Source organism: Rhodococcus shunpengi, assembly GCF_048381395.1.
Taxonomy (GTDB): domain Bacteria; phylum Actinomycetota; class Actinomycetes; order Mycobacteriales; family Mycobacteriaceae; genus Rhodococcus.
In genome coordinates this window covers 1-25,054 of sequence record NZ_JBLWIU010000020.1, presented here as the reverse complement: position 1 = coordinate 25,054, position 25,054 = coordinate 1, and the positions used below count along the sequence as shown (strand labels likewise).

The 25,054-nt window shown below is 64.0% G+C and carries 15 protein-coding genes and 2 pseudogenes; 4 read left to right on the top strand and 13 right to left on the bottom strand.

All coding sequences use genetic code 11. The annotated features are described in order from the left end of the window. Positions 1-119: 119 nt before the first annotated feature. Positions 120-1,121: an IS481 family transposase gene (locus ACNJ7K_RS12260; protein WP_487041747.1), complete on the top strand. Its 1,002-nt coding sequence runs from the start codon at positions 120-122 to the stop codon at positions 1,119-1,121. An 825-nt stretch (positions 1,122-1,946) separates the two neighbouring features. On the opposite strand, the gene ACNJ7K_RS12255 is transcribed toward ACNJ7K_RS12260, so the two are convergent. The 12 genes and pseudogenes from ACNJ7K_RS12255 to ACNJ7K_RS12200 form a co-directional block, all read right to left on the bottom strand. Further along, a complete protein-coding gene (locus ACNJ7K_RS12255) occupies positions 1,947-2,957 on the bottom strand; it encodes a hypothetical protein (protein WP_019288658.1) in 1,011 nt (336 codons plus the stop codon). Positions 2,958-2,963: 6 nt separating this feature from the next. Next, entirely contained in the window at positions 2,964-4,028 is a 1,065-nt protein-coding gene (locus ACNJ7K_RS12250; RefSeq protein ID WP_487041746.1) for a tyrosine-type recombinase/integrase, read from the bottom strand. An 885-nt stretch (positions 4,029-4,913) separates the two neighbouring features. After that, a pseudogene (rpmF, locus tag ACNJ7K_RS12245) lies at positions 4,914-5,118 on the bottom strand (50S ribosomal protein L32). Beyond that, positions 5,117-5,362, bottom strand: a pseudogene (locus ACNJ7K_RS12240) (type B 50S ribosomal protein L31); the annotation flags it as partial. The pseudogenes rpmF and ACNJ7K_RS12240, both read right to left, overlap by 2 nt. A gap of 245 nt (positions 5,363-5,607) precedes the next feature. Beyond that, a complete protein-coding gene (locus ACNJ7K_RS12235; protein ID WP_016696093.1) occupies positions 5,608-6,675 on the bottom strand; it encodes a potassium channel family protein in 1,068 nt (355 codons plus the stop codon). Positions 6,676-6,909: 234 nt separating this feature from the next. After that, positions 6,910-7,578, bottom strand: coding sequence for a potassium channel family protein (locus tag ACNJ7K_RS12230; RefSeq protein ID WP_016696092.1), 669 nt, complete (start codon positions 7,576-7,578; stop codon positions 6,910-6,912). Next, entirely contained in the window at positions 7,571-8,887 is a 1,317-nt protein-coding gene (locus tag ACNJ7K_RS12225; RefSeq protein ID WP_051033114.1) for a TrkH family potassium uptake protein, read from the bottom strand. Before ACNJ7K_RS12225 ends, ACNJ7K_RS12230 begins: the two co-directional genes overlap by 8 nt. A gap of 201 nt (positions 8,888-9,088) precedes the next feature. Beyond that, positions 9,089-9,250, bottom strand: coding sequence for a copper resistance protein CopC (locus tag ACNJ7K_RS12220; RefSeq protein ID WP_016696090.1), 162 nt, complete (start codon positions 9,248-9,250; stop codon positions 9,089-9,091). Between the two features lie 425 nt (positions 9,251-9,675). Next, positions 9,676-10,470: a hypothetical protein gene (locus tag ACNJ7K_RS12215; protein ID WP_487041745.1), complete on the bottom strand. Its 795-nt coding sequence runs from the start codon at positions 10,468-10,470 to the stop codon at positions 9,676-9,678. Then, positions 10,471-12,279, bottom strand: a complete 1,809-nt coding sequence (locus ACNJ7K_RS12210; RefSeq protein ID WP_016696087.1) for a hypothetical protein — start codon at positions 12,277-12,279, stop codon at positions 10,471-10,473. A gap of 57 nt (positions 12,280-12,336) precedes the next feature. Further along, on the bottom strand, positions 12,337-13,251 hold the full coding sequence (locus ACNJ7K_RS12205; RefSeq protein WP_016696086.1) for a ParB/RepB/Spo0J family partition protein: 915 nt from the start codon (positions 13,249-13,251) through the stop codon (positions 12,337-12,339). Further along, positions 13,251-13,946, bottom strand: coding sequence for a ParA family protein (locus ACNJ7K_RS12200; RefSeq protein WP_080597800.1), 696 nt, complete (start codon positions 13,944-13,946; stop codon positions 13,251-13,253). The genes ACNJ7K_RS12205 and ACNJ7K_RS12200 overlap by 1 nt, the downstream gene beginning before the upstream one ends. Before the next feature lie 5,878 nt (positions 13,947-19,824). Here ACNJ7K_RS12200 and istA point away from each other — a divergent pair. From istA to ACNJ7K_RS12185, 3 genes are all read left to right on the top strand, one after another. Continuing rightward, positions 19,825-21,075, top strand: a complete 1,251-nt coding sequence (gene istA, locus ACNJ7K_RS12195) for an IS21 family transposase (protein WP_282582510.1) — start codon at positions 19,825-19,827, stop codon at positions 21,073-21,075. Next, a complete protein-coding gene (istB, locus tag ACNJ7K_RS12190; RefSeq protein ID WP_248676753.1) occupies positions 21,075-21,860 on the top strand; it encodes an IS21-like element helper ATPase IstB in 786 nt (261 codons plus the stop codon). The genes istA and istB overlap by 1 nt, the downstream gene beginning before the upstream one ends. 658 nt (positions 21,861-22,518) lie before the next feature. After that, complete coding sequence (locus tag ACNJ7K_RS12185) at positions 22,519-22,857, top strand: histone-like nucleoid-structuring protein Lsr2 (protein WP_080597798.1); 339 nt, start codon at positions 22,519-22,521, stop codon at positions 22,855-22,857. 1,261 nt (positions 22,858-24,118) lie between these two features. Here the strand turns inward: ACNJ7K_RS12185 and ACNJ7K_RS12180 are convergent. Then, entirely contained in the window at positions 24,119-24,922 is an 804-nt protein-coding gene (locus tag ACNJ7K_RS12180) for an IS5-like element ISRhosp9 family transposase (protein ID WP_263510442.1), read from the bottom strand. Positions 24,923-25,054 lie beyond the last annotated feature (132 nt).

Below are 25,054 nucleotides of genomic sequence, written 5' to 3'. Positions count from 1 at the left end.
TGTTGCGGGTCATGACGTTGTAGACACCAGCTCAGGGGATTGAAGAAGGCGGACGGGCCTTCCAACGGCAGGATGGGAAGTACCACCAACTCACCCAGCGCAACCGAAAGAACCCGTCCATGCTCCACCGTAACGCCCCGCTGTCCGTCGAAGGTCGCCGCCGTCTCGTCGAGCGGTGCCAGACCCGTCCGCTGTCCCATGTCGCCGCCGAGATGGGGATCTCCCGGTCCTGCGCCAGCAAATGGATGGCCCGCTACCGCGAACACGGCGAACTCGGTCTGCTCGACCGCCCCAGCGTGCCGCACCATCAGCCCACCGCGACCCCGGCTGAGACCGTGGCGCGGATCGAGACCCTGCGGCGGACCCGCAAGTGGTCCGCAGCCCGCATCGCCCACGAACTGGGCGCCGACGGCATCAGCATCTCGGTGCGCACCGTCAGCCGGCACCTCGTTCACCTCGGGTTGAACCGGCGCAGGTTCCTCGATCCGAACGGCGAGAACAATCGCCAGCCACGCCGGATCATCGCCCGCTGGCCCGGCCATATGGTGCACGTCGACATCAAGAAAGTCGGCCGGATCCCCGACGGCGGTGGCTGGCGTGTCCACGGTCGGGGCAGCGAGCAGGCCAAGAAGGTCGAGCGCGCCAAGGTCGCCGGTGCCCGCGCCGGTTACGTCTACCTGCATTCGGCGGTCGACGGGTTCTCCCGCCTTGCCTATACCGAGGCGCTATCCGACGAGAAGGCCGCCACGGCAATCGGGTTCATGCACCGCGCACGGGTGTTCTTCGCCGCCCACGGCATCGTGCACATCCACCGGGTCGTCACCGACAACGGGTCCTGCTACCGCGCGAAGGACTTCGCGAAAGTGCTCCACGGTGGCCGGCATCAGCGGATCACCCCGTATACGCCTCGCCACAACGGGAAAGTGGAGCGCTACAACCGCATCCTGGCCGAGGAGTTCCTCTACGCCCGCGTCTGGGCCAGCGAACGGCAACGCGCCCAGGCCCTACAGGTGTGGAATGTGCACTACAACTATCATCGGCCGCATACTGCCGTCGGAAACCGGCCGCCCGCGAGCAAGCTCCGGACCGGTGTCACCAACGTCATGGCCTCATACATCTAGCCCACCGTGACCCTACCCCGCTGCAAGTCGGCGACCAGATCCAGTTTGGGCACGGCGAGATGGTTGCCGTCCTAGCCGTTACGAAGCGACTCGATCGGGAAACCAACATAATGTTGCAATCTGCATTGACTCGATCGACGTGGGCAGCCATGGTCATTGACGAAGTCGTGGAGCGGAATCCACATATTGTCAGGACCGACAGGGGGAAAGCGCTCCGGCTGGCGGAGGGTATCGCGCGCTACGACTATCCACGTCTTGCACTCACCCCGAGTGAATTACAGAGTGAGCTGAGCAGGAGATAGGAATTGGGCGCATGATCTGTGCAGATCATGCGCCCAATCGACTCTGATTAACAAAGCGGGGCTCTACAATTTGAGCTATCCAACCCGAAGGTTGAACCGGGTCGTTAACTCCGGATCTCCGCGCTTCTGTGGAACGTCCGGTTGTGAACCGGTAGGACTTACTCCCGCTCCTGCATCCATATGGTAGCAGACCGCTCGGGTAGTGCCAGCGAGACACTCACCGCTGACAGGGGGCCTACTGGACCTGAGGAACCGACCAGCACTTCACGTCTGATAGGGCTGTATACGACACACTGACGCACGCCGATGCCAGGGCAATGAGGTCGTCGTCGACCTTGGCCTACACCGCGTCTTGGTATGTCGACGCCAGCGCTGCCCGGTTTTCCCGCTCGACTGCTCGGCCGCGTCCTTGGTCATCTACTGCAGGCACAGAGCTTCCCGGTCAATCCGCTCCTGCTCGGTCGCCGGATTGAAGTGCTCCCCGCGCGAGCGGGGATGAGCCGCACACGCACTTCCAGCACGTTTACTTCCTCTCCAACACGGTGAGCAGTTCGTCGAATAGTGCGTCGGCGCGTCGTTCAATCTCGTCAAAGACATCGGCCAGCCCTCCGAGGTCCGCGTGGTCACGGCGGCGGGCGGCGGTGCCACGGTCGTAGTAGTCGGGGTCGAGATCGATGTCGGACTCCACCCAGGTGCCGGTGTCGTCCGGCTGGGGAACGGGCAGCGCCCTACGCACCGGGGCCTGGCCGGACAGGTGTGCCCGTACCAGCACCGACACCGACTGCGGGGTCATCGGTTGGTTGTGCGGGAGGTGTCCCCAGCGGTCGATCGGACACAGCAACGGTTGCCGGGCCTGCTCCGCGTCGAGCGGATCGGTGATGATCTCGGTCGGGTCGGTGAGGTGATGGCGCAGCAGATGGGTGCCGGGGTGCTGGTCGAGGAACGCCTGGATCTCCGCCCACCGCCGATAGATCGCGGCCGGATTGCAGCCGGTCTCGGGATCTGGTGGGAGACGGACGCGTTCGCCAGCCCGGGTCGTGGCCACCAGGGTGTCGCCGTCGAGGCGAAGGTCGCGGCGGCGTAGCCGGGTGAGGTCGGTGAAGCTCATGCCGGTGGCGACGAGGACCAACAGGAGTGCGTCGCGGCGGCCGAACAGTCCGCTCGGCCACCCGGTGGTGGGCAGTTCGACCGCCCGCTGCAGCAGCAGGCGTCCGAGCCGGTCGAGGCGCGAGGCCCGGGTGGTGTCGAGGTGCCGGCGCACCGTCTCGGTGCGCCCCGGGGCGGGGTAGCCGTGGCGGGTGTGGACGGCGTTGATCGCCGACAGCCGGCGCCGCTGCGTCGCGACCGCGGCCGGGTGCTCACCCAAGAACAGCGCCAGAGTCTCAGGCGCGGCGGGGATGGGCCGGTGGTCGGTGGCGGCGCACCAGTCGGCGAACAGCATCCAGTCGTGCCGGTAGCGGACGGGGATCCACAGGCCGAGATCGGCATCATGACCATCGTTGTGGTGAATGGACTCTCGTCGGGCACTGGTCATCGCGCCTCACAACCCGAGATTCGTGACAGCGTTCCCAATGAGTGGGGCGTGTTCGCGGGCGTAGGTTTCCAGCATGGCGGGAGTGGTGTGCCCGGTCTGACGCATGATCGCGTGCGCGGACGCGCCGTTGCGGAAGGCCTGGGTGACGAACCCGGCCCGCAGCGAATGCCCGCCCAACCGCTGGACGATGTCGGGGTCGTAGCCGGCCTGCTCGGCGCGGCGGCGGATCGCCTTGTGCACCGCCGCACCCGACAACGCCGTGTCGGAGAGGTTGCCGTTCTTGCGGATCGACCGCAGCAACGGTGAGCTCGGCATCATGCGCGGCCGGGTTCCGCGGCACACGTGCGTCTCGAACGGCTCGGCGGTACGCAGCAGCCGGATGACAGCAGAACGGCCGCCGGAGTCGAAGGCGGCGACGACTTGCGCCCACCGCATCCACGCACACGGAGGACAACTCGCATGACTGTGGGTGAACGGCAGGGCCCGGACACTGCCCCGTCCTTCCTGATCGGTCTTGGATTTCCGGAGCCGAATGTGCAGCCCGTCGAGCCGATGCAGCGAGACGTCACTGCAGTTCAGCGCGACGAGCTCGCTGCGCCGAAACGCCCCGGCGAACCCCACCAAGAAGATGGCGGAGTCGCGGCGTTCCAACACCTCCGCGGCCCAGCCGTCACAGTCCGCGCGCATCGTCTCGACGATGGTGACGATGTCGGCGGTCAGCAGCGGTGCCCGCGGAGACCGGGGCCGCTCCCCCGCCGCGGCGTAATCCCGGCGGATCCCGGACAGGGTCGCGGTGACCAGCTCGTCCGCCCCGGGAGCGGGATGACCGGCGCGGCGGTGGTGGAAGCCGATCCCGGCGACCCAGCGGGCCAACGTCGAGGGTGAGTAGGCCCGCTCCCCCGCCTCCGTCACCGTCGCAGCCGCCTCGAGAAGGTAGGCGGCGACGGTGAGCGGATGCGCCGGCAACGGGCTGTGCCCTTCGCTGGTGCACCAGGCGGTGAAGCGGGCCCAGTCCGCGGCGTAGTTGCGGCGGGTCGACTCGGACCGCGACCGCGCCGCTGCCTCGACCACCGTCGTGAGGGTCTCAGTCGGTAACACCGGCGCGGACGGCGCGGCGGGGTCCGACGAGATCGGGACAGGCGCGAAAGAGTCGTCCGGGCGGCGGCTGATCAGGTCATCGGGCACGAAACAGGAGCCTACCGGCCCGTACCGACGCTCTCGAGTAGGAAAACGCGCTCAACAGGGGTTTCGGCGATGATGGTGCGCTAATGGCAATTAGCAGCACTGACTTCACACAAACCATGAGTGACAAGAGCCCGCGTCAAGTTATCGTGCGGTTTTACGTGGTAGTTGTTGTCGAGATGCAGCGAAGATTAGCGAGATGGTCAGGACCGATTGACTGGATCTTTCCGAGACGAGGGCACCACCAAACTGGGGGTTGCTTCGAAGTCAGCCTGACGAGCGCTCGTACTTCGTTCACGCTCTGTCAATCTGCAGCGGCGTGTCTTGTCAGTCTTCGCTGCATCGCGACACTGGCCGTCGGCACCCGCACCGGCCGATCCATCGTCTACAGCCTCTACGACGGCCACGTCGCCCAACTGCTCGACGAGGCCGTCTACCACAGCGAGCACCTGCGCCTGGATTGTCCGATCAACCCGAAACCGCCGGCTGAGCCCTCTCCTGGGGATGAAGTGCCGGATCGGTGCGGTCTGGCCTGTGCCCCTCTGCCTCCGGGTTCGCCAATCCCCTCGCAAAATCCGCTCCCGGTCTGTCGTGTCGCCTCCGACTCCACAGAATCCGGAGTGGTCGGCTGCCCGGTGCGTATCCAATTGCTGGCTGCAGACTGACGCTCGAACCTCGCAGTCTCGGCCTCGGCATCTCGAACGGGTGTGTGCGGCTCGGGGGTGAGCGGCTGCGCCCGGCGCAGAGTATGCGCCGGGTGCGGCCACGGTTGGTTCAGAGCTCGCGGGGGTCGATCAGGCCGGCGTGGGCCGCTTTGACCAGGCGGCGTGGAACGCGGAAGGTGGTGCCCGAGAGTGTGATCGGGACGAGGGTGGGGGGTAGCCGCTGTCCATTGCGCGCGCCGGGAGCGGGTGTTGGCGCGGGAGGTGCGTCGTTTGGGTACTGCCCATGACCGGAGTCCTTTCGAGGGTGGTGTCAGGGCGGCGTCGGCCGTATTTGCGTTCGAATTTCTCGACACGGCCTGCAGTGTCGAGTAGGCGGGCGGTGCCGGTCCAGTAAGGGTGTGAGGCGTTGGAGACGTCCGCGACGATCAGCGGGTAGGTACTGCCGTCCGGCCAGTCGCTGGTGCGGTCGGCATGGGCGGTGGAGCGAGTCAGGAAGGTGGTTCCGGTGGTGGCGTCCTGGAACACCACGGGGTGATAGTCGGGCGGCACCGGCCGCACAAACGGCGGAGAGACCGCCCCTACGACACCCGGTGCCGCAGGGGCGGTCTCGTCGCATTGCGCTCGGCAATCGTCGACGAAGTTCCCGGGCGAGCGCGGCTGGTCCTCACTCGGTGGCCCTACACTCACCCTCGCCGACTCGGTACGCACTGTCGCACACCCCACAGAACACCGCGCAGAGATGCTCGCCGTGACCGCAAACCACAATGCCCGGCGGAGTCCGATCGACACCCACGGCCGAACGGTCAGTTCGACACAAAGCGCAGATACAGCAACCTGTCGGCCGCGGCGACGACACCGATCGCGGCGGAATCGATCCGGATCAACTGCCCGTCACGTACAACGCCGAGCACGATCACGGGCAACTCGCGCGGCGCGAGACCGACCTCATGCGGTTCGGCGCCGCGTTCGGAGACGGCGAAACCGTCCTCCGGGGTCAACAGGTCCTCGATCATCTCCACCACCGTGGGGGTGGTAGGAGCCAGCCCTAGCAACCGGCCCGCCGTCTCGGCCGAGACCACCACGGTGTCGGCGCCGGACTGGCGCAACACATGGGTGTTCTCCGATTCGCGCACCGCGGCGACAATGCGTGCCTGCGGAGCGAGCTGGCGCGCGGTGAGGGTGACCAGAACGGCGGTGTCGTCCCGGCTGACGGCCACGATGATCGAGTCTGCGTGCCGGGCCCCGGCCAGTTGCAGCACGTCCGATTTGGTGGCCGAGCCGTGCACGGTGACCAGTCCCTGACGCGACGCGATGTCCAGACTCATCGGGTCGGTGTCGACCACCACGATCTCCGAGGGAGCGAGTCCATCGGCGAGGAGGGCATCGACAGCGCTGCGGCCCTTGGTGCCGTACCCGACGACCACGGTGTGGCTGCGGGTGCGGCGACGCCACCGCTGGATCTTGAATGCTTGCCGGGAACTTTCGGTCAGTGCCGACAAGGTGGTGCCGACCAGCACGATCAGGAAGAACACCCGCAAGGGTGTGATGACCAGGACGTTGATCAGCCGAGCCTGCGGTGTCAGGGGCGCGATGTCTCCGTAACCGGTGGTCGACAGTGACACGGTGGCGTAGTAGATGCAATCCAGCAGCGAGAGCGGATTCTCCTGCACATCGCGGTAGCCGTCCCGACCCAGATACACCACGATCACCGCGACCATCAGCGCGGCCAGGGCATACCCGATTCGGCGGACGATCGCCCGGCCCGGACTGGTGAGCTCCTGCGGTACGCGCAGCACACCCACGAGCGCGAAGTCGGGACGGTCGGTGAGGGTGTCCGAACGCCGCAGCGGTACCCGCAACTTACCGGGCATGATCGAACGCACCCATCCGTCGGCCGCTCACAGGACTGTCCCAGTCATGCCCGTCAGCTTAGAGACCTCGGAGACCGGACTGGCCGCTCCTCGGTGAACCGGTCGGTGCACGACCCGACTGCCGACTGTGGCTTCGTTCGGATTCGGCATTCTGGTACCGCCGAACGATCCGGCCGCTGCTGATCCTGATCGGTTCACTGTGACTGGCACCCCGATCCGGCAACAAGACGGTGCTCAGGTCAGCTCGGCAAAACGCTCGGTGTCACGGACCTGACCGGAGACGATGATGGTGTCGCCCGGGGCGACGATGGTGTCGGCGGTGGCATAGGTGAACCCTTCGCCGGGGCGTTTGATCGCCACCACCGTGACCTTGTACCGGCTACGGATGGTGGTCTGCGCCAAGGGTTGGCCGACCATGAACGCCGGCGGGCTGGTCTTGACCATGGCGAAACCGTCATCGAACTCGATGTAGTCCATCATCCGGCCCCGCACCAGATGCGCGACGCGTTTGCCCATGTCGTGCTCGGGCCGCACGACATGATGCACCCCGATCTGGGTGAGGATCTTTGCGTGCGCATTGCTGATCGCCTTGGCCCACACGTTCGGCACCGCCATGTTGATCAGCGCCGACGCCGTCAGCAGGCTCGCCTCGAGATCGGAGCCGATACCCACGACCGCCCGGCCGTATTCGTGTACCGACAGCTGGCGCAGGGACTCCTCGTCGGTGGTGTCGGCAACCGCGGCATGAGTGAGCCGACTCGAGACCTTGTCGATCACCGCTTCGCTGGAGTCGATGCCGAGCACCTCGGTGCCTTGCGCCATCAACTCGAGCGCCAGTGACTTGCCGAACCGGCCCAGACCGAGGACTACGACGACGTCAGCGGTGGCGGGTTTTCTAGCCAATGAAGGGCCTTTCTACGGGACGTTCGAAACGGCGATTGTTCTCCCGGGCTGCCAGCGCGCTGACCAGAGTGATCGGACCGATCCGGCCCAGATACATCAACACGACGAGGATCAGCTGTCCCCAGGCCGGTAGTTGCGCGGTGATGCCGGTGGACAGTCCCACCGTGGCGAAGGCGGAGATCACCTCGAACAGCAGCGCGTTGAGGTCGAATCCGGTGCCGGCGAGCAGGGCCAGGGTCGGGATCACCACCAGCGCGACCCCGATCAAGGCCACCGACAGGGCTTGGCGTTGCACCCGGGGGTCGATGCGCCGGTCGAAGATCGTCACCGATTTCTCGCCGCGCACCTCGGCGGCGATGACGAACAGCAGCACCGCGAAGGTGGTGACCTTGATGCCGCCGGCGGTGCCGCCGCTGCCGCCACCGATGAACATCAGCACATCGGTCACCAACAGCGTCGCCTCGTCCATCTGGGCGTAGTCGACACTGTTGAACCCGGCCGTGCGCGGCATGACCCCTTGGAAGGTGGCGATCAGCAGTTTCGCCCCGAGCGGGTGGCCGCTGAGGGTGTGGCGCCACTCGAGTGCCAACACCAGCAGCGGGCCGAGTACCAGCAACACCGCGGTCACCGTCACCGTCAACCGGGTGTGCAGCGACCACCGGCGGCTGCGACCGCGTAGATGCCGGCCGATCTCGAACAACACCGGAAAACCGATCCCGCCGAGGACCACGGCAACCAGCAGCGGCACACAGATCCACGGATCGTCGGCGAACCCGATGAGGTTGTCGCTGTAGAGCGCGAAACCGGCGTTGTTGAATGCTGAGACCGCGTGGAAGACCCCGAGCCACACCGCCCGCGGTACGGATTCGTCGTAGCCGATCACGAACCGCGCTGCCAACGCCGTTGCCACGACCGCTTCGATGAGCACACTGGTGCGTACCACCCCGACGATGACCGACCGGACATCTCCCAGTCCGGAGGTACGGACTTCCGCAGCGGCATTCAGGCGCGCCCGCAACCCGATGCGGTTGGCCAGCACCAAGCCGATCAGCGATGCCATCGTCATGATCCCGAATCCCCCGACCTGGATCAGCGCGACGATCACCGCTTGCCCATATCCGGACCAGTAGGTGGCGGTGTCGACGACGATCAGCCCGGTCAGACACACCGCGGACGTCGCGGTGAACAATGCCGGCAGCACTCCCGCGCCGACACCGGACTGCGTCGCGGCCGGCACCAACAACAAGGCGGTCCCCACCAGCAGGGCAAGGGCGAAGCTCGATGCCACCACCCGGGCCGGGCTGCGCATCACCTGCGCGCCGACCCGCCGCAGCGGACCCGGCCACGCGCTCGTGCGTGTATTCACGTCGTCGCACACTAGACCCGCCGCCGCGTCGGGTCTTCCTGAACCCACCCCTGACCAGGGAAAATCGTACCTTTCGGGCACGGATTCGGCGTGCTGCGGCCGCAATTCCGAGACAATCGGTTCCGCAACCTGCTCTCTCCGAACCTATGGCGCCGCAGGACCGCGTGTCGTGTGTGGCGACGAATACAGAGGAACATCAATCAGGATGAAGATGGTGGTGCCGCTGATCGGGTGTCCGTCGGCGGAGGTCACACGGAAGGCGACGGTGTAGGGGCCCGCAGCGAGACCGTCGAGGGCGACGCTCACCTTGCGGCCTTACACCTGCGGTTCGGAACGGCCCCGCTGCGCTCCGTCGGCATCGACGACTGCCACCTGTGTCCATGACCGCTCACACGGAGGTGATGAGGCTGAGGATTTTCGCCGAGTTCGTGAGAATTACACGCGGGCACGACGTCGCGAACTCACAGCCCGGAAAATCGGAGAAGTGACGAACGAGCCGAGAACCTACATCTCGCTCGCCGGTTCCGGTTCTCGGTGTCAGCTTCGCGGTGTCCTGTAAGCGGGTGCTGCTTTCTCAATTCGGTGGCGACAGTCTCGATCACGATGGACGAACTGACCGACCCGACTCTCCGTCTACATTCGCTCGGCTGAGCGGAGGCTCTTCGCCGCAGTCGTCACCAGGCGTTTGATGTTACGTCTTACGTTTATCCCGTCATAGGAACGAATCGGCTTCAATGCCAGGTGACGTCGATCTTGTCGATGGCGTCGAAGTGGAAGCCGAACTGGTCGCTGTAGACGTCGAATCCCTTGTTCTCGGGATAGTCGATGGTTGCGTGACGTTCGAGGATGGCGACCACGCGGGCTTGGTCGTCGTTGGCCAGCGCTGCTGCCAATGCTTGTGATTCTGCGGCGCTGAAGGGGACGTCGGAGTTGCCGAAGTCCAGTGTGCGGGTTCGGTAGTCGTATCCGGTGTCGTCGCCATTGCGGACATGCACACGACCGGTGATGCGGATGGTGGCGATCTTCGGGGTTCCGTCCGGGTTGAGGACGCCTGCCTTGTCCATGACGTCCTTGGCTTTGACGTCCTTGAGTTTCGATCGTGCGTCGTTGCGCAGTTCGTTGGTCTTGCCGGAGATGTACTTGCGTACCGACGAGGGGCTGCGGCCGATCTTCCTGGCGACCTCGTTCACTCCCCCGAGCCGTGCGATGGCGGCGCGGCGTTGGGCCAGCTCGGCGACCTCGGCATGGGGGATGCGTCCTTGCTGGGCCCAGCGGCGCAGGGTGCGGTCCGATGGCGGGGTGCGGCCGGCGTCGACGGCGGCCTGTCGCAGTCCGTCGTTGCCGATCACAGTGCGGATCTGCTTGACCGAGACTCGCGAGGTCAACCCGGCCAGGCCCCGGCTGGTTTCTTGTGCCTTGGCGACACCGGCAGCCGCTGCGGCGGCGACGGTGACCTTCATGCCGTCGAGGCCGACGGTTTTCTGCGGCACAGCTTTCGATCGGGGTTTCGGTAGATGCAGCGCCATCTACTCCCCCTCATCGGTGCCGTACGCTGCGGCGATCGCCAGACGGACCTCGTGGGTGGTCTCGGCTGCTGCGAACGCCAAGAGCATCTCGTCGGTGAGATCGACGTGCTTTTCGAGAACCATCTTGCCCAACGCGTCGCTGTCGTCGGCGAGGGTCTGCCCCTCCCCCACCAGGTACACCCAGGAGTCGGTCATGGTGCGGATCGGCCAGCGTCCGGTCTCCCGGGCGATGCGCATCGCGACGCGGCGACCACGCCAGCGGCAGTGCGCCATGATCGCCGCCCGCCACAGTGGCTGGTGGTGGTGTTGCATGCGGGTAGCGGTCCACATGTCCGGGTTGACCATCCGCCCGACATAACCTTTGTAGCAGGCGCCGAGGAACCGTTTCATCGCCGCATCACCGGTATCGACCGCGACGGCACGGGCCTCGCGCAGGACCTTGGCCCACTTGTCGAGGGCACGACCTTGCTCCTCGTAGACCCAGGCTTCGGTGATGCCGAGATCGTCGATGTCCAGGCCCATCCCTCCGTCTGCGATGGGAGCGCGCAAACCGTCGAGGCTGACGGTGGTGATCCATGTCTGTACGGGTCGGTCGTCGAGCATGGCCGGGTGGGGCAACGGCAGCTTCTCCGGCAGGGCGTACTGGCCTGCGGCGGGCAGAGTTACGCGCCAGATTCCGAATGTCGGCTTGTCAACGGCCCCCGCAGCGGCGGCATCGGCACCGAGGAGGTTGCGGACCCGGCCGTAGCCGAAGGACAGCATGCCCGCCGAGGCCAGGTAGGCGGCGCGCTGGTCGATGGTGACCAGTGAGGTCACACCGTCGAGATCGTCGGCATCGGGAATGCGGGACCAGCCGGCAGGCGGTTCGAAGTCGCCCCGTGGTGCACCGTCGATGGGCGGGAGCGGGCCTCCGGCGGTGACGACGATGCCCTTGCCGGTGCGCAGGCGCTCGCGGCGGATTTTGTCCAGGACCGCAGCACCGGTGCGGGCTGGTGTTGGTCCGGGCAACGTGTCGAGGTGTTTGACGGACCAGGCGAGGCGGCGGCCGAGTTCACGCGCGGCGGGTAGGTCCTCGTCGGGCAGGTACGTACCGGCGGCGGGGTTGCCGAGGATGCCCATGTCGCCGACGCGGTTACCCCAGCCGAAGTCCTTGTTCCAGTAGGTCCACACGTAGGGTTCGAGGACGAGGTCGACCATCTGGGTGGCCTTGCCGACTTTGCGGATCAGGTGGATGACGTAACCGGGGTCGCCTCGCAGTTCCCAGCCGGCGGCGATCAGCGGCGGCAAGGTTGCGGTGATGGCGTGGGTCAATTCGGTCGCGGCGCGCTGACGGAGTTGTTCGAGGTCGTCGACATCGTCTTCGCTACCGGGGTCGATGGTCCAACCCAGCTGGGCACAGGAGTCGATACCGACGAACCACACCTGGGCAGTGAGGCCATGTGGGGTCAACGCGGCCCAGTGCAGAAGCTTGTCCAGTTTCTCGATCGTGTCGACCGGTCCGGTCAACCGGGCACCTGACGGTGTGTAGGTGGCCTCAGCGGTGACGATGATCGCGTGACCATCGGCGTCCTCGGTGACAGGTAGGGACTCCCATGGCCGAGATTGGACCGGGAGGTCCTCTCTCTGATCGGCGCTGGCAGCAACACCGGTGTCGGATGGGACGGTGTCGGCGTCGGTTGGCGACGGATCTTCCGCTGACATATCCGGTGTTTCGGATGGCAGCTCTTCGGATGCCGATGGTTCAGCCGACGGCTCTTCGGGTTCGGGGTCGAGATCGAAAAGGGCGATCTGGTCGTCGATTCCGCTCATCGGCTCACCACTGCAGCCCTTCTGCCATCCGCCACCGAACCTGTCTCCGAGTCGTGCCTACCGGAGCTCGAGTGCATCGATGAGTTTGCGGCGCTCGTCGTCGGAGAAGTGCTTACGCACTGCCGCGGCCAGCACATCCGGATCAGCCCCGAGTCGTTTGAGCGCTTGTGCGATCTTGTCCACCGGTTCGAGCTTGTTGGCGGGTTCTTTCGGCTGCGGTGCTTCGGGTTCCGGAGCCTCTGCATCGGCTTCGGGTGCCGGCTCAGGGTTCTGGGCCGCTTCCCATGCCGCAACCTGTTCTTCGAGCGGGACTCGGGCCAGAGAGCGGGCTTGCCGGACGGCGAGATCCCCTGCGCGCAGGGCTGCCTGCAATTCGGGTGCGAGTTTGAGCAGGGCGCGGCGCTGGGAGACCCAACCTTTGGAGCGGCCGAGTTTCTTTGCTGCTGCGTCCGCGCTGCCGAACTCGGAGACCATCAGCTCGACTGCCTTGGCTTCTTCGAGGACGTCGAAGTCACGGCGGTCGATGTTCTCACTTGTTGCCGCCCAGAGGATTTCGCCCTTGTCGACGGCGATGCTGTCGCGCAGCACCACGTCGAGTCCGGGGCGACCGTACTTCTGGGCGGCGGCGAGCCGGCGGTTACCGTTGACGACGATGTACTGCGCTGCGCCGATCTCGTCTTCGTCCTCGGGCCACAGTTTCAGCCAGGCGGTGCGGCTGACGACGGTGCCCGGTTGCAGCTGCCGGTCGGCGATGGTCGCCAGATCCGACAGGTCCCCGAGTTCGTCACGCGGGTTGCGCGGGTTGGCGATGAGCTGATCGACCGGAACATCGGCGAGCAGTTGGCCTTCGACAGGCTCGATCGTGGTCTTCGTCTTCGTGGGCGTCGGGGTGCGCTTGCGGTCGACCGGAGAGTGCTCGCCTACTGCTCCGACCAGAGAGGCGAAGTTCGCGCGCCCACCCTTGGGCGGCATCAGCGACCACCGTCCGCGAGCTCGAGGCTGAGCTTGTAGAAGTCCTCCCGTGCCTGCAGAGAGACGCGGTTGGCTTCGTATTCAGTGACAACGCGGCCTTCGGCGGCAGCGCGCGTGTGGACCTTGTAGTGCCGCACCACCGTTCGGGCGAGAGGCCAGCCGTTGGCCTGGACGAACTCGCGGGTCTGCTCGAGATCGACCTTACCATCGCGGGGATCCCAATTGTTCACCACGACAATGAATTTCTTGCCGAGAGGTTCGATGACCTGCTTGATGGTGCGCGCCGTGGGATCGAAGCACAACGGTTCGGGTTCGATCGGGACGATGACCAGATCGGCGACCTCGAGCACCGCGCGCAGGGCGTCGGCGGAGCTGCCGGTGCCGAGAACATCGGTGCCGTCGTCGGCGCCGGACAGGTCGATCCAACCGGGGGTGTCGACGTAGACGTGCTTGATGCCGGGAAGCTTGTCGAGATTGCGCAGCACATCGAGGTTGTCGTGGACCTGGTCGATGAGAAACGGTAGTTCCTCGACGCGCGAGGCCCACCAGACCGCCGAACCCTGGGGGTCGACGGAGATCGCTGCGACCGGGGATTGAACGTCGTCGTCGTCACCAGCGGTGAGAACATCCGCTTTGACGGCGGCGAGGTTCATTGTGAGGGTGGATTTTCCAACGCCGCCCTTTTGGTTGAGCATGACATGAACAGCCACAGGTTACCTCCGTATGCTTCACCCCACGGTGGGGCTACTTCGGACTCGCGTCGTCATCTCTTGGCGGAGATGACGATTGCGCCTGCACCACTGTAACGGTTTCGATGCAGTTGCATGAGGCGCGCAACTCGTACAATAGACCCTTACGGGTCTACGGAACAAGCTTTCGCCGTATCATCGCAGATGTGCTTCGCTACTTGACTTTGCACGAGGTTGCCGACCGTGTCGGCATCACCTACAACACTGCCAAAGGATATCTGCGGAAAGGTGTTCTGCCGCAAGCTGATGCGTCGATCGGACCCCGGTTCGGTTGGCTTCCCGAGACTGTCGACGCGTGGATGGAAACGCGGCCCGGTCGGGGTCGACGGGTGCACCAAGGCACTCCCCCAACTCGAATCCGCCTGGGTACTGGATCAAAAAACCTGTGAGGGTTTCGGCGTGTCACCGACGTCACCGTGAAGGCGTCATACATGTGCTGAACACGGTGCGAATACTGCCGATCTAGAGGTATCCCCCACCCCTCTGGAATTTCGTCACTGTGACGATTTTCGGCCACCTTTCTGACCTGCTCGGTAAGGGGCGCGGTATCTTCCTGAGGCCGGCGTAGTTATGCCCTGCACAGAACTGCCGGAGGTTCATCATGATTCCGGTTCTCCCTGCCCGGAAGCGATTCGTCGCATTCGTCTCCGAGTTCTGTCCACGCCATGCGCGGGAGCCGCAGTTTACCGCGGTAAACTATGGCAGATTCTGCGGTCGACGCGCCACTCCTTCAACGAGTGCGGTCTGAAAAGTCACGCTCCCCCATGACGCATCTCTCCCACGCATCAGATCGGACTTTTCATATGCAGCGGCCGTGCATGCATCAACGGAATGGGCGCCAGAGCAACCTAGCCCGCGTGGCGCTTCTCGGTCTTTGTCATCGGCGCAGTCGGGTGGGAACGCGTACCCTCCTACGGTGCGATGCGCTGGGCCGAGTGTGCATTGGTTCCCTTTCCCCCGTCGCCCTCCTGCAATTCGCGCCTCGGGGAACTGGTTGGCATCGCTGAAGCAGCACCGATTCGTCGCGAGCAGGAGTTTACGAAAGAGAGCGTGTTTACCGCGGTAAACACGCCTGTCGCCAATGTTCTCGTAGGTCGCTCCTGCAGCTCGCAGCTCTCTACTTCTACTTGAGTTCATCGCTGCGAGAAGAATGTCGGGGAGGGTTTACCGCGGTAAACCGCCCCTCCCCTCCTAGCGCGTATGTGAGTGCCCCTCCGCCAGCCCTATCTGGTCGTTCCTCTGCCTATGCGTGTCGCCGAGGTTCGTCACGGACCCGGGTGGTCTACACCGGCCGAGTTCGAGCTCCTCTGGCACGTGACGCTGGGTTTACCGCGGTAAACCAATCCTTGCCTCTTGAGGCCTGAAGGCGGGCGAATGCGAGATGACCTATCCAGTCGAGCCGCTCTCCGAAGCATTGAAGGCACAGGACTAGCTCAGATCTACGTCTCGCCTTCCTTTCGGGTATTCCCTCCTGTTCACCGCGTGGTTTACCGCGGTAAACCACACCCTCCTGGCTAATCCCCCCACGTCGCCCAACCCTGCTTGCGTTCTCACCCCGTTTCCAGACGGAACGGATCTAGTTGTCCATCTCAGATCGGTTCGATAGCAGATCGTGTATAACCACCTGTGGTTTACCGCGGTAAACCGTATAGGCGCCGGACTATCTGGCCGACCTTTGCCGCCGCGTCGCGCGCTCGCAGTTTTGACCATCCGGTGGTTTACCGCGGTAAACCACCGGATGGAGCGCTCACATACCGGACCTGCTGCCCGCAAAGAATGCCCCCTGCAGTATGTCCAATCGATAGATGCTTCTCCACTACTCGTCGACTGCAGGATGCAGCGGAACCATCAATACGCTTCACCCACCGTGGCGCATCCGACCATGGCCGCACTACGTCCGCGACTTGCTGGTTTACCGCGGTAAACCACGTCGCACCATCGCTAACAGACGGTGAGTGTCGGCTACGGGATCAACCGGTACCGGCCTTCTTGTTTACCGCGGTAAACCGCCCCTACCACGTGGCGAATGTCGATCAGGCACGGTTTCCTTGTTTACCGCGGTAAACAAGGAAACACGCCGCGAGGGAAGCTCAAGCGTGAAGTTCGGTCGCTGAGGGTAGCAGGGTTACGTGGTTGTCGCGGGATGTCAACGATCTGCACGACGTCCGTTCGCGATCTGCGTTTACCGCGGTAAACCGACACATGGGGTCGCGAAGGCGTCTCCCGCGGAACAGCGCCAGTAGCACAAGTAGTGTCCTTGGGATGGGTGTTTACCGCGGTAAACCGTAGACATGCCACCACCGTCGTTCCTCATCGAAACACGCGCTCGGATTGCTTGTTACTCTACGGCACACGGCGATCCACGAAACCAAGCTGGGCGCGAAGGCGATCGTGATTCCCTGGGGCCTGGCGATGACGAATCAACTGAGATCGAGAGGTGGGAACCGGAGTTGGTTTACCGCGGTAAACCGCGGGCCAGGTTCCGACGCGGGACAGTATTCGGAACTGACCTACTCCGCAGCACACACAGACCCTGCTGGTTTACCGCGGTAAACCATGGGCATGAACCAACCGCTGCACTGATACACGTTCGAAGTGCGCATCGTGGTCGCGTCGACGAATCTGTCGATGGCAATTCTCATGATCGTCGTCAGCTTGTACGTTCCCGGAGCGCCTACTTGGAGCGTTTGTCCTGCAGCAGGCTGCGGATCCGTGCCATGGCAGTCACCCGCACTCGTTCCGAGGCAGTCTTCTCCGCTCGTTCCACCATAGCGACTGCAACTGCGCGACGTTCGGCGTCCCGGAGTCGTTTCGCGGCCTCGGCACGCTCGGTAGGGGAGGGGAGCGACCAGTCGATGCCTGCGAGCCTCCATCGAAGGTACCGGATGGGATGCTTCAGCGAGTCCCGTGTAGGCCAGATCCATCCACGTCGGCGGGTGTCTTCGGTCAGTGCAGCTGCGATATCGCGGCCAGTCCACCGGTCAGGATCGACGCAATGGTCCCTGAGAGCCTCGCAGACGGCTCCGATATGTCCGTTGGTGTCCAGACATGGAGCGTGTGCAATTAGGCCCGCAGCGGCCTTCTGGAGGCTGATTGAACGCGGCTCTCGGGGTTGTTTGTGCGAGTTATCGAGGCGGCGCGCGCTCGCGCGCGTTGTCTTGTACTTCTTAACAGAAGTACAAGTACCAAAAGATAGAGCAACAGATTGGGGGCCACGGCTGGCGTCCTGTGGATAAGGAGACCGATGAGGTTCCCCGACTGTCGGGGCTGCCTTGGTGTAACGCCGAGCGGGGGACGGGACCGGCGCCGTGTGATCGTGCGTGCTCCGAAGGACGACAACCTTGGGGGAGACTAGCGCCCAGACACTGGTGGCCTTGACCTGTTTACGTCCGTGATGCGCTTCAGCTGCCCACTGTTCGAGTGTGCGTAAGAAACGTCCTCGGACCATCTCGCGGGCCAGTCCGAGTTCGGTCAGGATTCGCCGAGCGCGCTTGAGGACAGTGACGGAAACTCCTGCCCGTTCTGCGAGTACCTCTCGGGACGCAGTAACGCGCCGGCCTGTCCGCAGGTCCGCAAATGATGCCATGCTCACCGCGACCGCGAAGACCCGTTCGGGGTCTGTGTGATGGTTCCGGCACAGGCTTTTGCCCTCTTCTCGGTTGAGAATTTCTCGGACCTGTCGTTGCCATTGTGCGCGTCCTGACCAAATGGGGGTTTTGGACTGCATTTGGGGCGAGACGGGAATTGACCACGTGCGGCCGCGCTGGCCACTTTCCTCATTGATTTTCTCGACGCGTTCGATATTTTCTTTCGCTCGGGATACGGCGTCGGAATAGTGGATATTGCCGAAATCGGAGAGGGAAGAAGTACCTTTTTCTGCCTCCTGGCGTGGGATCTGCTCATCGGAGGTCGTCGAAAAGGTTGTTTGCTGTTCAGGGCATGGGGTACCCTGAGACGTACCAGGCACGGTAAGTCCCTTCGGGGAGTCGGGGATTTCGGCAACGAAATCCCTGGTGAAAGCACAAAATGGAGTCGAAGCGGCAACTTCGGCCCCAAAAGGACACCCGACGGTGAGGGTGAAAACTAACGCCGTTAGGTGTTCGGAGTTCCGGTCGATCTCGGCAAAGTTCGACCGAATGACGAGCCCCCGCAAGGGGGCTTTGTCATGTGCTGTCCAAGCGTCATGTAGTTGTGTGGGATGGGTACGGTTCGATCTCCTCCGGTCGGTTTATATTCCTGGCAGTAATTTCATCACATGATCCTCCTCATGTCGCGTACCGGATCGAATTTATTTTCTCGGGTCGATGGTGTGGGGGAGTCGGACAGAAACGTCGACAGACCGAAATTGCGAATCGTGCCTCCAGGTCCCTGATTTCACGTAGTCAGATGAAATCAGGAGAGATGGGTGGAAGGTCGGTGCCTGCTGCCCCCGGCGTGCCATGAGGCTTCTCTGCAGCGACATCCGGCACGTTGCGCACTCGAGAGTGCCGCCGCGCAGGCCGCAGGAGCCGCCGCGGGCGCCCTGTACTGGCCGGCAGTGAAAACGTGTCGAATCACGCGACCGAACCGCTCTTGACGTCCTCGGATCGCAGAGGAGGCGCGGCGAGTGGATGAACCAGGGCGGAGCGTGCATAGGTGTGGCCCGTAGACGAAGTCGCTGACGAGCACGCAGCGAAGGAGAGCACGTTCCCCCGTGCGGCGGATGCCGGCAGAGAACGGCTTCCTGAACTCTCCGCGGAAGCCCCGTGCTCTGCACGCCGTGCTCGGGTGGAACTGCGTTGAGGAGTCCGGGGTAGCACGTCGGCTTCGATCAGGCGCTCTGCGGTGATCGATGGAGCGTGCGTCAGTCACACGGACAGGGAGTGTCCGGGGTGAGGTCTGGGTCGCGCACAAGCCGATCGCACTCTCGCGTCGTTCGTGACTCGCGGGTGAGCTGACACAGACCTCGAGGCGCTTCAGGGGGTGTCTGCGAGCAGGGTGTGGTCGTAGATCGCGTGTGGCCCACACGCTCACCCGTAGGTGCGTCGCGCCGAGAAAAGTTGAGGTTCGTCGCGCGGCAACCTGGGCCCACAGGGACCGGGACGGGGATGAGCACGCGATTGGGACGTAGGGCAGCTTCGAGTGGGTCGGTGTCGACCTGAGTGGGGGAGGGGTCCGGTACACGCACCTGCGGACGGATGCTGCCCGCTTCCGCGAAGGAGTCTTCACCGCGCTGGACCCGTCACCGGGTCGGCCTCGTGAGCATCACGAGTCGTAGGGAGTGCTCTTCTAGGGGTTCGTAAGGGAGTTCTCGATCAACCCTTCGCTACCGTCGGGTGAGGTTTCGCACGGTACAGGTAAGGCCACCGCTGCGTTGTCTGTAGTCCTTGGAGGAGTACCGCCGCAGCTGCAATGCGCGATCTCGACGCAATACCGCTGGTATTCATAGGACGCGCACGTAGTGGCGTCTTGACGACCGCGACGGTTTCTCCACTGCGTTGTTTGTTCCAGGCATCAGGGAGCAGTCGGCGCTGAGCCGACTGGCGAGGAGGCCGACTTGAGCGAGGACCGACTCACGGGGTCCGATTCTCCGTGGCCCGGGGGAGCGAGAGGTGTGGTTCAGAGCCGCTACTTCGCGGTCGTCGAAATGCGATCATGGGCATGCGAAACGAAGCGAAAGCTGGTTGGTCGCTTCGAACGGCATCGTTATTCGGTGGAACGAACGACCCCGATGAACAGCTGTGCGAACCGAATTGCGGGTTCGCTGTCAACGGCGGCCGAAAACCAGGCCAGAAACGACGGATGAAAACCAGGCCACCCAACCACGATCGGATGGGTGATCTCGATGGAAGACTGGGCTCTGATCCGGCACCTGCATCACAGCGAGAAGTTGTCGCAGCGTGCCATCGCGAAACGGTTGGGCATCGCCCGCGACACAGTCGCAAACGCGCTGGCCAGCGACACACCACCGAAGTACCAGCGACCCGCGGTGACCTCGGCGATCTCCGAGGCCGAACCGAGAATCCGGGCATTGCTCATGGCGTATCCGACGATGCCGGCGACGGTCATCGCCGAACGCGTCGGCTGGAGTGGATCGATCACCTGGCTGCGTGAGCGGGTCCGGTTGCTGCGCCCCGAATACGCGCCGGTCGATCCGGCGGATCGCCTCGACCACCAACCGGGCAGGGCAGTCCAGTGCGATCTGTGGTTCCCACCCGTGAAGATTCCGCTCGGGTTCGGCCAGTTCGGGACGCCACCGGTGCTGGTGATGGTCGCCGCGTTCTCACGATTCATCACCGCGATGATGCTGCCGTCCCGCACGACGATGGACCTGGTCGCCGGGATGTGGACGCTGCTGGCGTCCCGGTTCGGTGCGGTGCCGCACCAACTATGGTGGGACAACGAAGCCGGGATCGGACGCCGAGGCCGGCTGACCGACCCGGTCACCGCATTCATCGGCACCTTGTCGACGACGCTGATCCAACTCAAGCCCTACGACCCGGAATCGAAAGGTATCGTCGAACGCGCCAACGGCTATCTCGAAACCTCGTTCCTGCCCGGGCGCACGTTCACCTCACCGGCAGACTTCAACACTCAACTCACCGACTGGTTACCGATCGCCAACGGCCGGACCGTGCGCCGAATCGACGGCCGCCCCGACGAACTCGTCGCCGTCGACACCGCCGCAATGCTGGCCCTGCCACCGGTCCCACCCAGCACGGACACCGTCATCGAGTTGCGGCTGCCCCGGGACTACTACGTGCGCGTGGGCGGCAACGACTACTCGGTCGACCCGTCGGCGATCGGGCATCTCGTGCAGGTCACCACCGGACTCGACGCCGTCACCGTCACCGGCGCCGGTCGACCGCTCGCCGACCATCAACGCCTGTGGGCCAGCGGTCTGACCGTGACCGACCCCCGGCATGTCGACACCGCAGCCCGGCTCCGGCACCAGTTCCAGCAGGCGTCCTCCGATATCTCCGAGAGCGGGCATCCGATGCGCGACCTCGCCGACTACGACCGTGTCTTCGGCGTCGACTTCGACACCACCGCAATCGATTCCGATCTCGGATCCTCCACCGGGGAGGTAGCGTGATGACCGTCGAGGACCCGGTCAAGCAGATCGAACACTACGCGCACGCGCTCAAAGCACCCCGGATCCGCGACGCCGCGGCCCGACTGGCCGCCCAGGCCCGCGAGGGCGGCTGGAGTCACGAGGAATACCTCGCCGCGGTGCTCTCCCGAGAGGTCTCGGCCCGCGAATCGTCCGGCGCTCAGATCCGTATCCGATCGGCAGGGTTCCCGACCCGTAAATCGTTGGAGGAATTCAACTTCGATCACCAGCCCGCACTCAACCGGGAAACGATCGCGCATCTGGGAACCGGCATGTTCTTGACCCAGGCACGCAACGTGGTGCTGCTCGGCCCGCCGGGCACCGGCAAGACACACCTGGCGATCGGACTCGGCGTCAAAGCCGCCGGGCACGGCCATCGGGTCGCGTTCGCCACCGCCGTCGACTGGGTCACCCGACTGACGACTGCGCACGCCGCCGGGCGCCTGCAGGCCGAGCTGACCAGGCTGCGCCGCTACGGACTGCTCATCGTCGACGAGGTCGGCTACATCCCGTTCGGGCAGGACGCCGCGAACCTGTTCTTCCAGTTGGTGTCGAGCCGCTACGAACATGCCTCCCTGATTCTGACCTCGAACCTGCCGTTCGCCCGGTGGGGCGACGTGTTCGGCGACCAGGTCGTTGCCGCCGCGATGATCGACCGCGTCGTGCACCATGCCGAGGTCTTGACCCTGAAAGGTTCGAGCTACCGACTCAAGGACAGCGGAGTCGACACGTTACCGTCCGCCCGGGCCGAGAACGCGGCACAATAGCCATCACCATGTGGCCGGATTTTCGACCGTCGCCACCGGCCTACTTTTCGACCGTCCCCGACATTCGCCCCTCCTGTGAGGAGGGGGTTACCGCGGTGGTGTTGCACCGAACGCTTTCGTGACCGATGCGATTCCGGAGGGTTCACGCGTCGCACCTTTGGGTTCGAAGTCCGGTGTCGTGCTTGCCGACTCGTGGAGCATCATAAGGGGACGAGATGGGGCTGTAGGGACTGAGGGACGAGGCATCGGTCGCATGGTCACTCCGGTGCTGGGTGTCGTACCCGATGGGGAGTGCGGAGTGTGCGATCGATGCGATCCGGGCCGCTGTCCCTGTCTTGTGTGGTCACGGGTCTGTTCGATGGTTTTGCGGACCACGGTGCTGTAACGGTCCGAGGTGGAGCGTGACGGCCGCACGAAGAGGATGTGCACTGATTCATCTGGTGTCGCATTCGGGTGACGAACCGTGACAGGTAAGGGATTGCGGAACGCTCGGTTACTTGTTGACGATGAGTTTCAGGGCGCCGGATCGTCGCAGTCGTGCGATAATTTCTGAGTAGACTTGATCATGTCGGTGATGTTGGCTTCGGAGTTGGTTTGCCTTTGATCACAAGAGGCTACTTAGAGTCCGGTCGGATGCATTCGAAGAGGAGATCAACCTGTGGCACGTAGAACAATCGTTGAGACTTTCGACGACATCGATGGAACTGCGTTGGAGGATGGCGGAGAAACCATCAGCTTCGCTGTCGATGGGGTTGAGTACACCATCGACCTGAACAAGAAGAACGCTCGCGACTTCCGGAAGAAGATCGACTACTACGTCGAGCATGCAACCCGTGTCGGAGGACGTAAGAGGAGAGCCGGATCGGCTCGGCCATCCGATCCGAATTCTCCAAGCTCCAAGGAAATTCGAGAGTGGGCAGTTGAAGAAGGCTTCGAGGTTCCCGCTCGAGGACGTCTGCCTCAGTCCCTCGTCGACGAGTATGTCGCTGCTCACTGACAACTAGCTCACTGCAGAGGCATCAGATTATCGATTCGAACCGGCTTCGCCCACAGTAAGTTGGGGCAATTGTGGTGGGCTGAAATCCGGGCGGTCGAGTCAATGCGCTTCGGTTGAGCGCCGGGCGGTACTTCTGGAGCACGCCCGACAATGAGAAAGTAAGGCGGAATGCGTGCCGTCTTCGGATGGCGAGAACCGGACGACGACGCTCGAGTGCCCTGCCGAACCCGATCGGCAGGGCACTTCCGTATCTCTTGTCGCGGACAGAATGTCAGGGGAATGAAAGGGCGCGGTGAGGTGCTCTCGTCGGGAGTATCGATGTCCGTCGATGCCAGTTGATGTCGTTGCTATCCAGTCAGCTATTTCGGCGGCTGCTGCCCCGACCTGTTGGGGGTACGGCAGAACGTAGGCCCTTTGGTGACTTGCGAGTACGCAACCGCCCGCGCAGTCTCACCGAGTGTGTTCTCTCCAGCATATCGCTCTGACACGGGTGGTACAGCGCTATATCGAGTACAACCGCTGTGCCGTCGTCGAACAGATTTCTTTACGGACAACGTCTTCCATCGCTGTCGATAGGCTGACCGGTAGTGGACCGCTCGCCTTATCCAGACCGTGCCGAAGGGACACGAAGCCGAATTGGACGCAATCGGTTTCGACGGGCCAGCGCAGCCTCCTGCGTGCATCGACAGTAGGTACCGCACGATGGTGCTCGAAAGCGTCGCGACCGTGAAAAGTGCGGCAGCGGAGAAGTTTCCAGTACATACGTCATTGGAGATGATGAGTAGGCGGGGGAGTGGCTGTGCCGCAGGGTTCGCAAGGGGCGTGACGGTGAACTACCTGACGATGAGCACGCCGTCCTATTGCTTCTTGTAGCGGCCCCTGGGCGCCGTGTGAGGACCACGAACGGCGGAACGATGGTTTGTCAGCACCCCGCGCTGACGACGTCATCTGTGGGTTCGTACGAGGGGAGGTCGATCGCTCGTCGGCCGCAAGCGGTCCAGATCGGGGTCTGGGGCTGTGTTGACGGGCTGGTAGTGCTGCGCTCGATGACATGGCTGGGCGGGAGTCGATGTGGATGGCAGGTGTGTCTCCCTTGGTGCCTGTGACGAAATGAGTCGAGGCCGAGTGGTTTTGGACGTCTGAACCGCCCGCGGAGAGATAGGAGTGCCGGCGCTGTGCCGATAAGATTCCTGGGGTTTCGTCATGATGGGTGGGGTGAACGAGCGAGGTGAACCTCTCGGGTTTGTACAGTGAGGTTTTCTCACCAGGCGGGGGCTTGTAGGTGAAGAAGCACGAGGGCGGCAGCGGTTATCGTGCCGATCCTCCACGGACACAGACTGATTCGTTGTAAGGCCTTCCAGCGGGTCTTCAGCAGGGCATTCGCACGTTCCGCCGGAGCGCGCATCGCGGACAGAAGTGTGTTGCGGCATCGAGTGCCGGCATCGAGGTCGCGGCCCTTGGTCGGCGTGTGGACACCGATCCCGGCACCGGTGTAACCCTTGTCGGCAAGGGTGGGCATCCCGCCGGTGGCGGCCTCATAGAGGGCGCCGAGGACTCCGCCGAGTCGAGCAGCGGTGATGTCGTGAACCGAGCCGGGTTCGACGTCGGAGACCCAGACCGGGTAGCCGGTCGGGTCGGTCAGGACCTGGATGTTGCCGCCGTGTCGGCGGTGTTTGCCCGAGTACCACAAGTCGTGTCCGGCTTCGGAGCGCTCCCGGCATCGGGTCGCGGCGATCAAGGTGCCGTCGAGTCCGACGTGTTCCCACCCGGATGCACTCCCATGGGCGAGGACCTCGTGCAGGTCAGGGGCGTGGGCGGCGATCACGTCGATGCCTTCGTGTAGGTATCGGTAGGCGGTTGCCGGCGAGATTCGGGCATCGCGCGCCAGGGCGGCGACGTCGGTGCCGTCGCGGAACCAGCGGAGCACCATTACCGCCTGGACGTAGACGGTTGCGGCCCGCTGCCATGGTCGGCGGTCGACTCGGGTGCGATGCGCGGCCAGGGCACTGGCGACGAAGGCCAGGGTGCGCTCGGGCACGTCGAGCGTGGCACGATAGGAAATCACGTGGGGTCCTGCTTCGGGATTGCTTCTTGGTCGAAACGATCTCTACCAGGTAGGACCCCACGTCCTCATCTCACGCCACACCGCCCGAATGTCCCCGGCCGCCGTCAGCGAACTCCTGGTGAGAAAACCTCA

Bases quoted from the DNA above. Each gene is read 5' to 3' on its own strand.
- ACNJ7K_RS12205 (WP_016696086.1), bottom strand. From the start codon at position 13,251: ATGCCGCCCAAGGGTGGGCGCGCGAACTTCGCCTCTCTGGTCGGAGCA.
- ACNJ7K_RS12225 (WP_051033114.1), bottom strand. From the start codon at position 8,887: ATGCGCAGCCCGGCCCGGGTGGTGGCATCGAGCTTCGCCCTTGCCCTG.
- istA (WP_282582510.1), top strand. From the start codon at position 19,825: ATGGAAGACTGGGCTCTGATCCGGCACCTGCATCACAGCGAGAAGTTG.
- istB (WP_248676753.1), top strand. From the start codon at position 21,075: ATGACCGTCGAGGACCCGGTCAAGCAGATCGAACACTACGCGCACGCG.
- ACNJ7K_RS12235 (WP_016696093.1), bottom strand. From the start codon at position 6,675: ATGCCCGGTAAGTTGCGGGTACCGCTGCGGCGTTCGGACACCCTCACC.
- ACNJ7K_RS12200 (WP_080597800.1), bottom strand. From the start codon at position 13,946: ATGCTCAACCAAAAGGGCGGCGTTGGAAAATCCACCCTCACAATGAAC.
- ACNJ7K_RS12260 (WP_487041747.1), top strand. From the start codon at position 120: ATGCTCCACCGTAACGCCCCGCTGTCCGTCGAAGGTCGCCGCCGTCTC.
- ACNJ7K_RS12210 (WP_016696087.1), bottom strand. From the start codon at position 12,279: ATGAGCGGAATCGACGACCAGATCGCCCTTTTCGATCTCGACCCCGAA.
- ACNJ7K_RS12215 (WP_487041745.1), bottom strand. From the start codon at position 10,470: ATGGCGCTGCATCTACCGAAACCCCGATCGAAAGCTGTGCCGCAGAAA.
- ACNJ7K_RS12255 (WP_019288658.1), bottom strand. From the start codon at position 2,957: ATGACCAGTGCCCGACGAGAGTCCATTCACCACAACGATGGTCATGAT.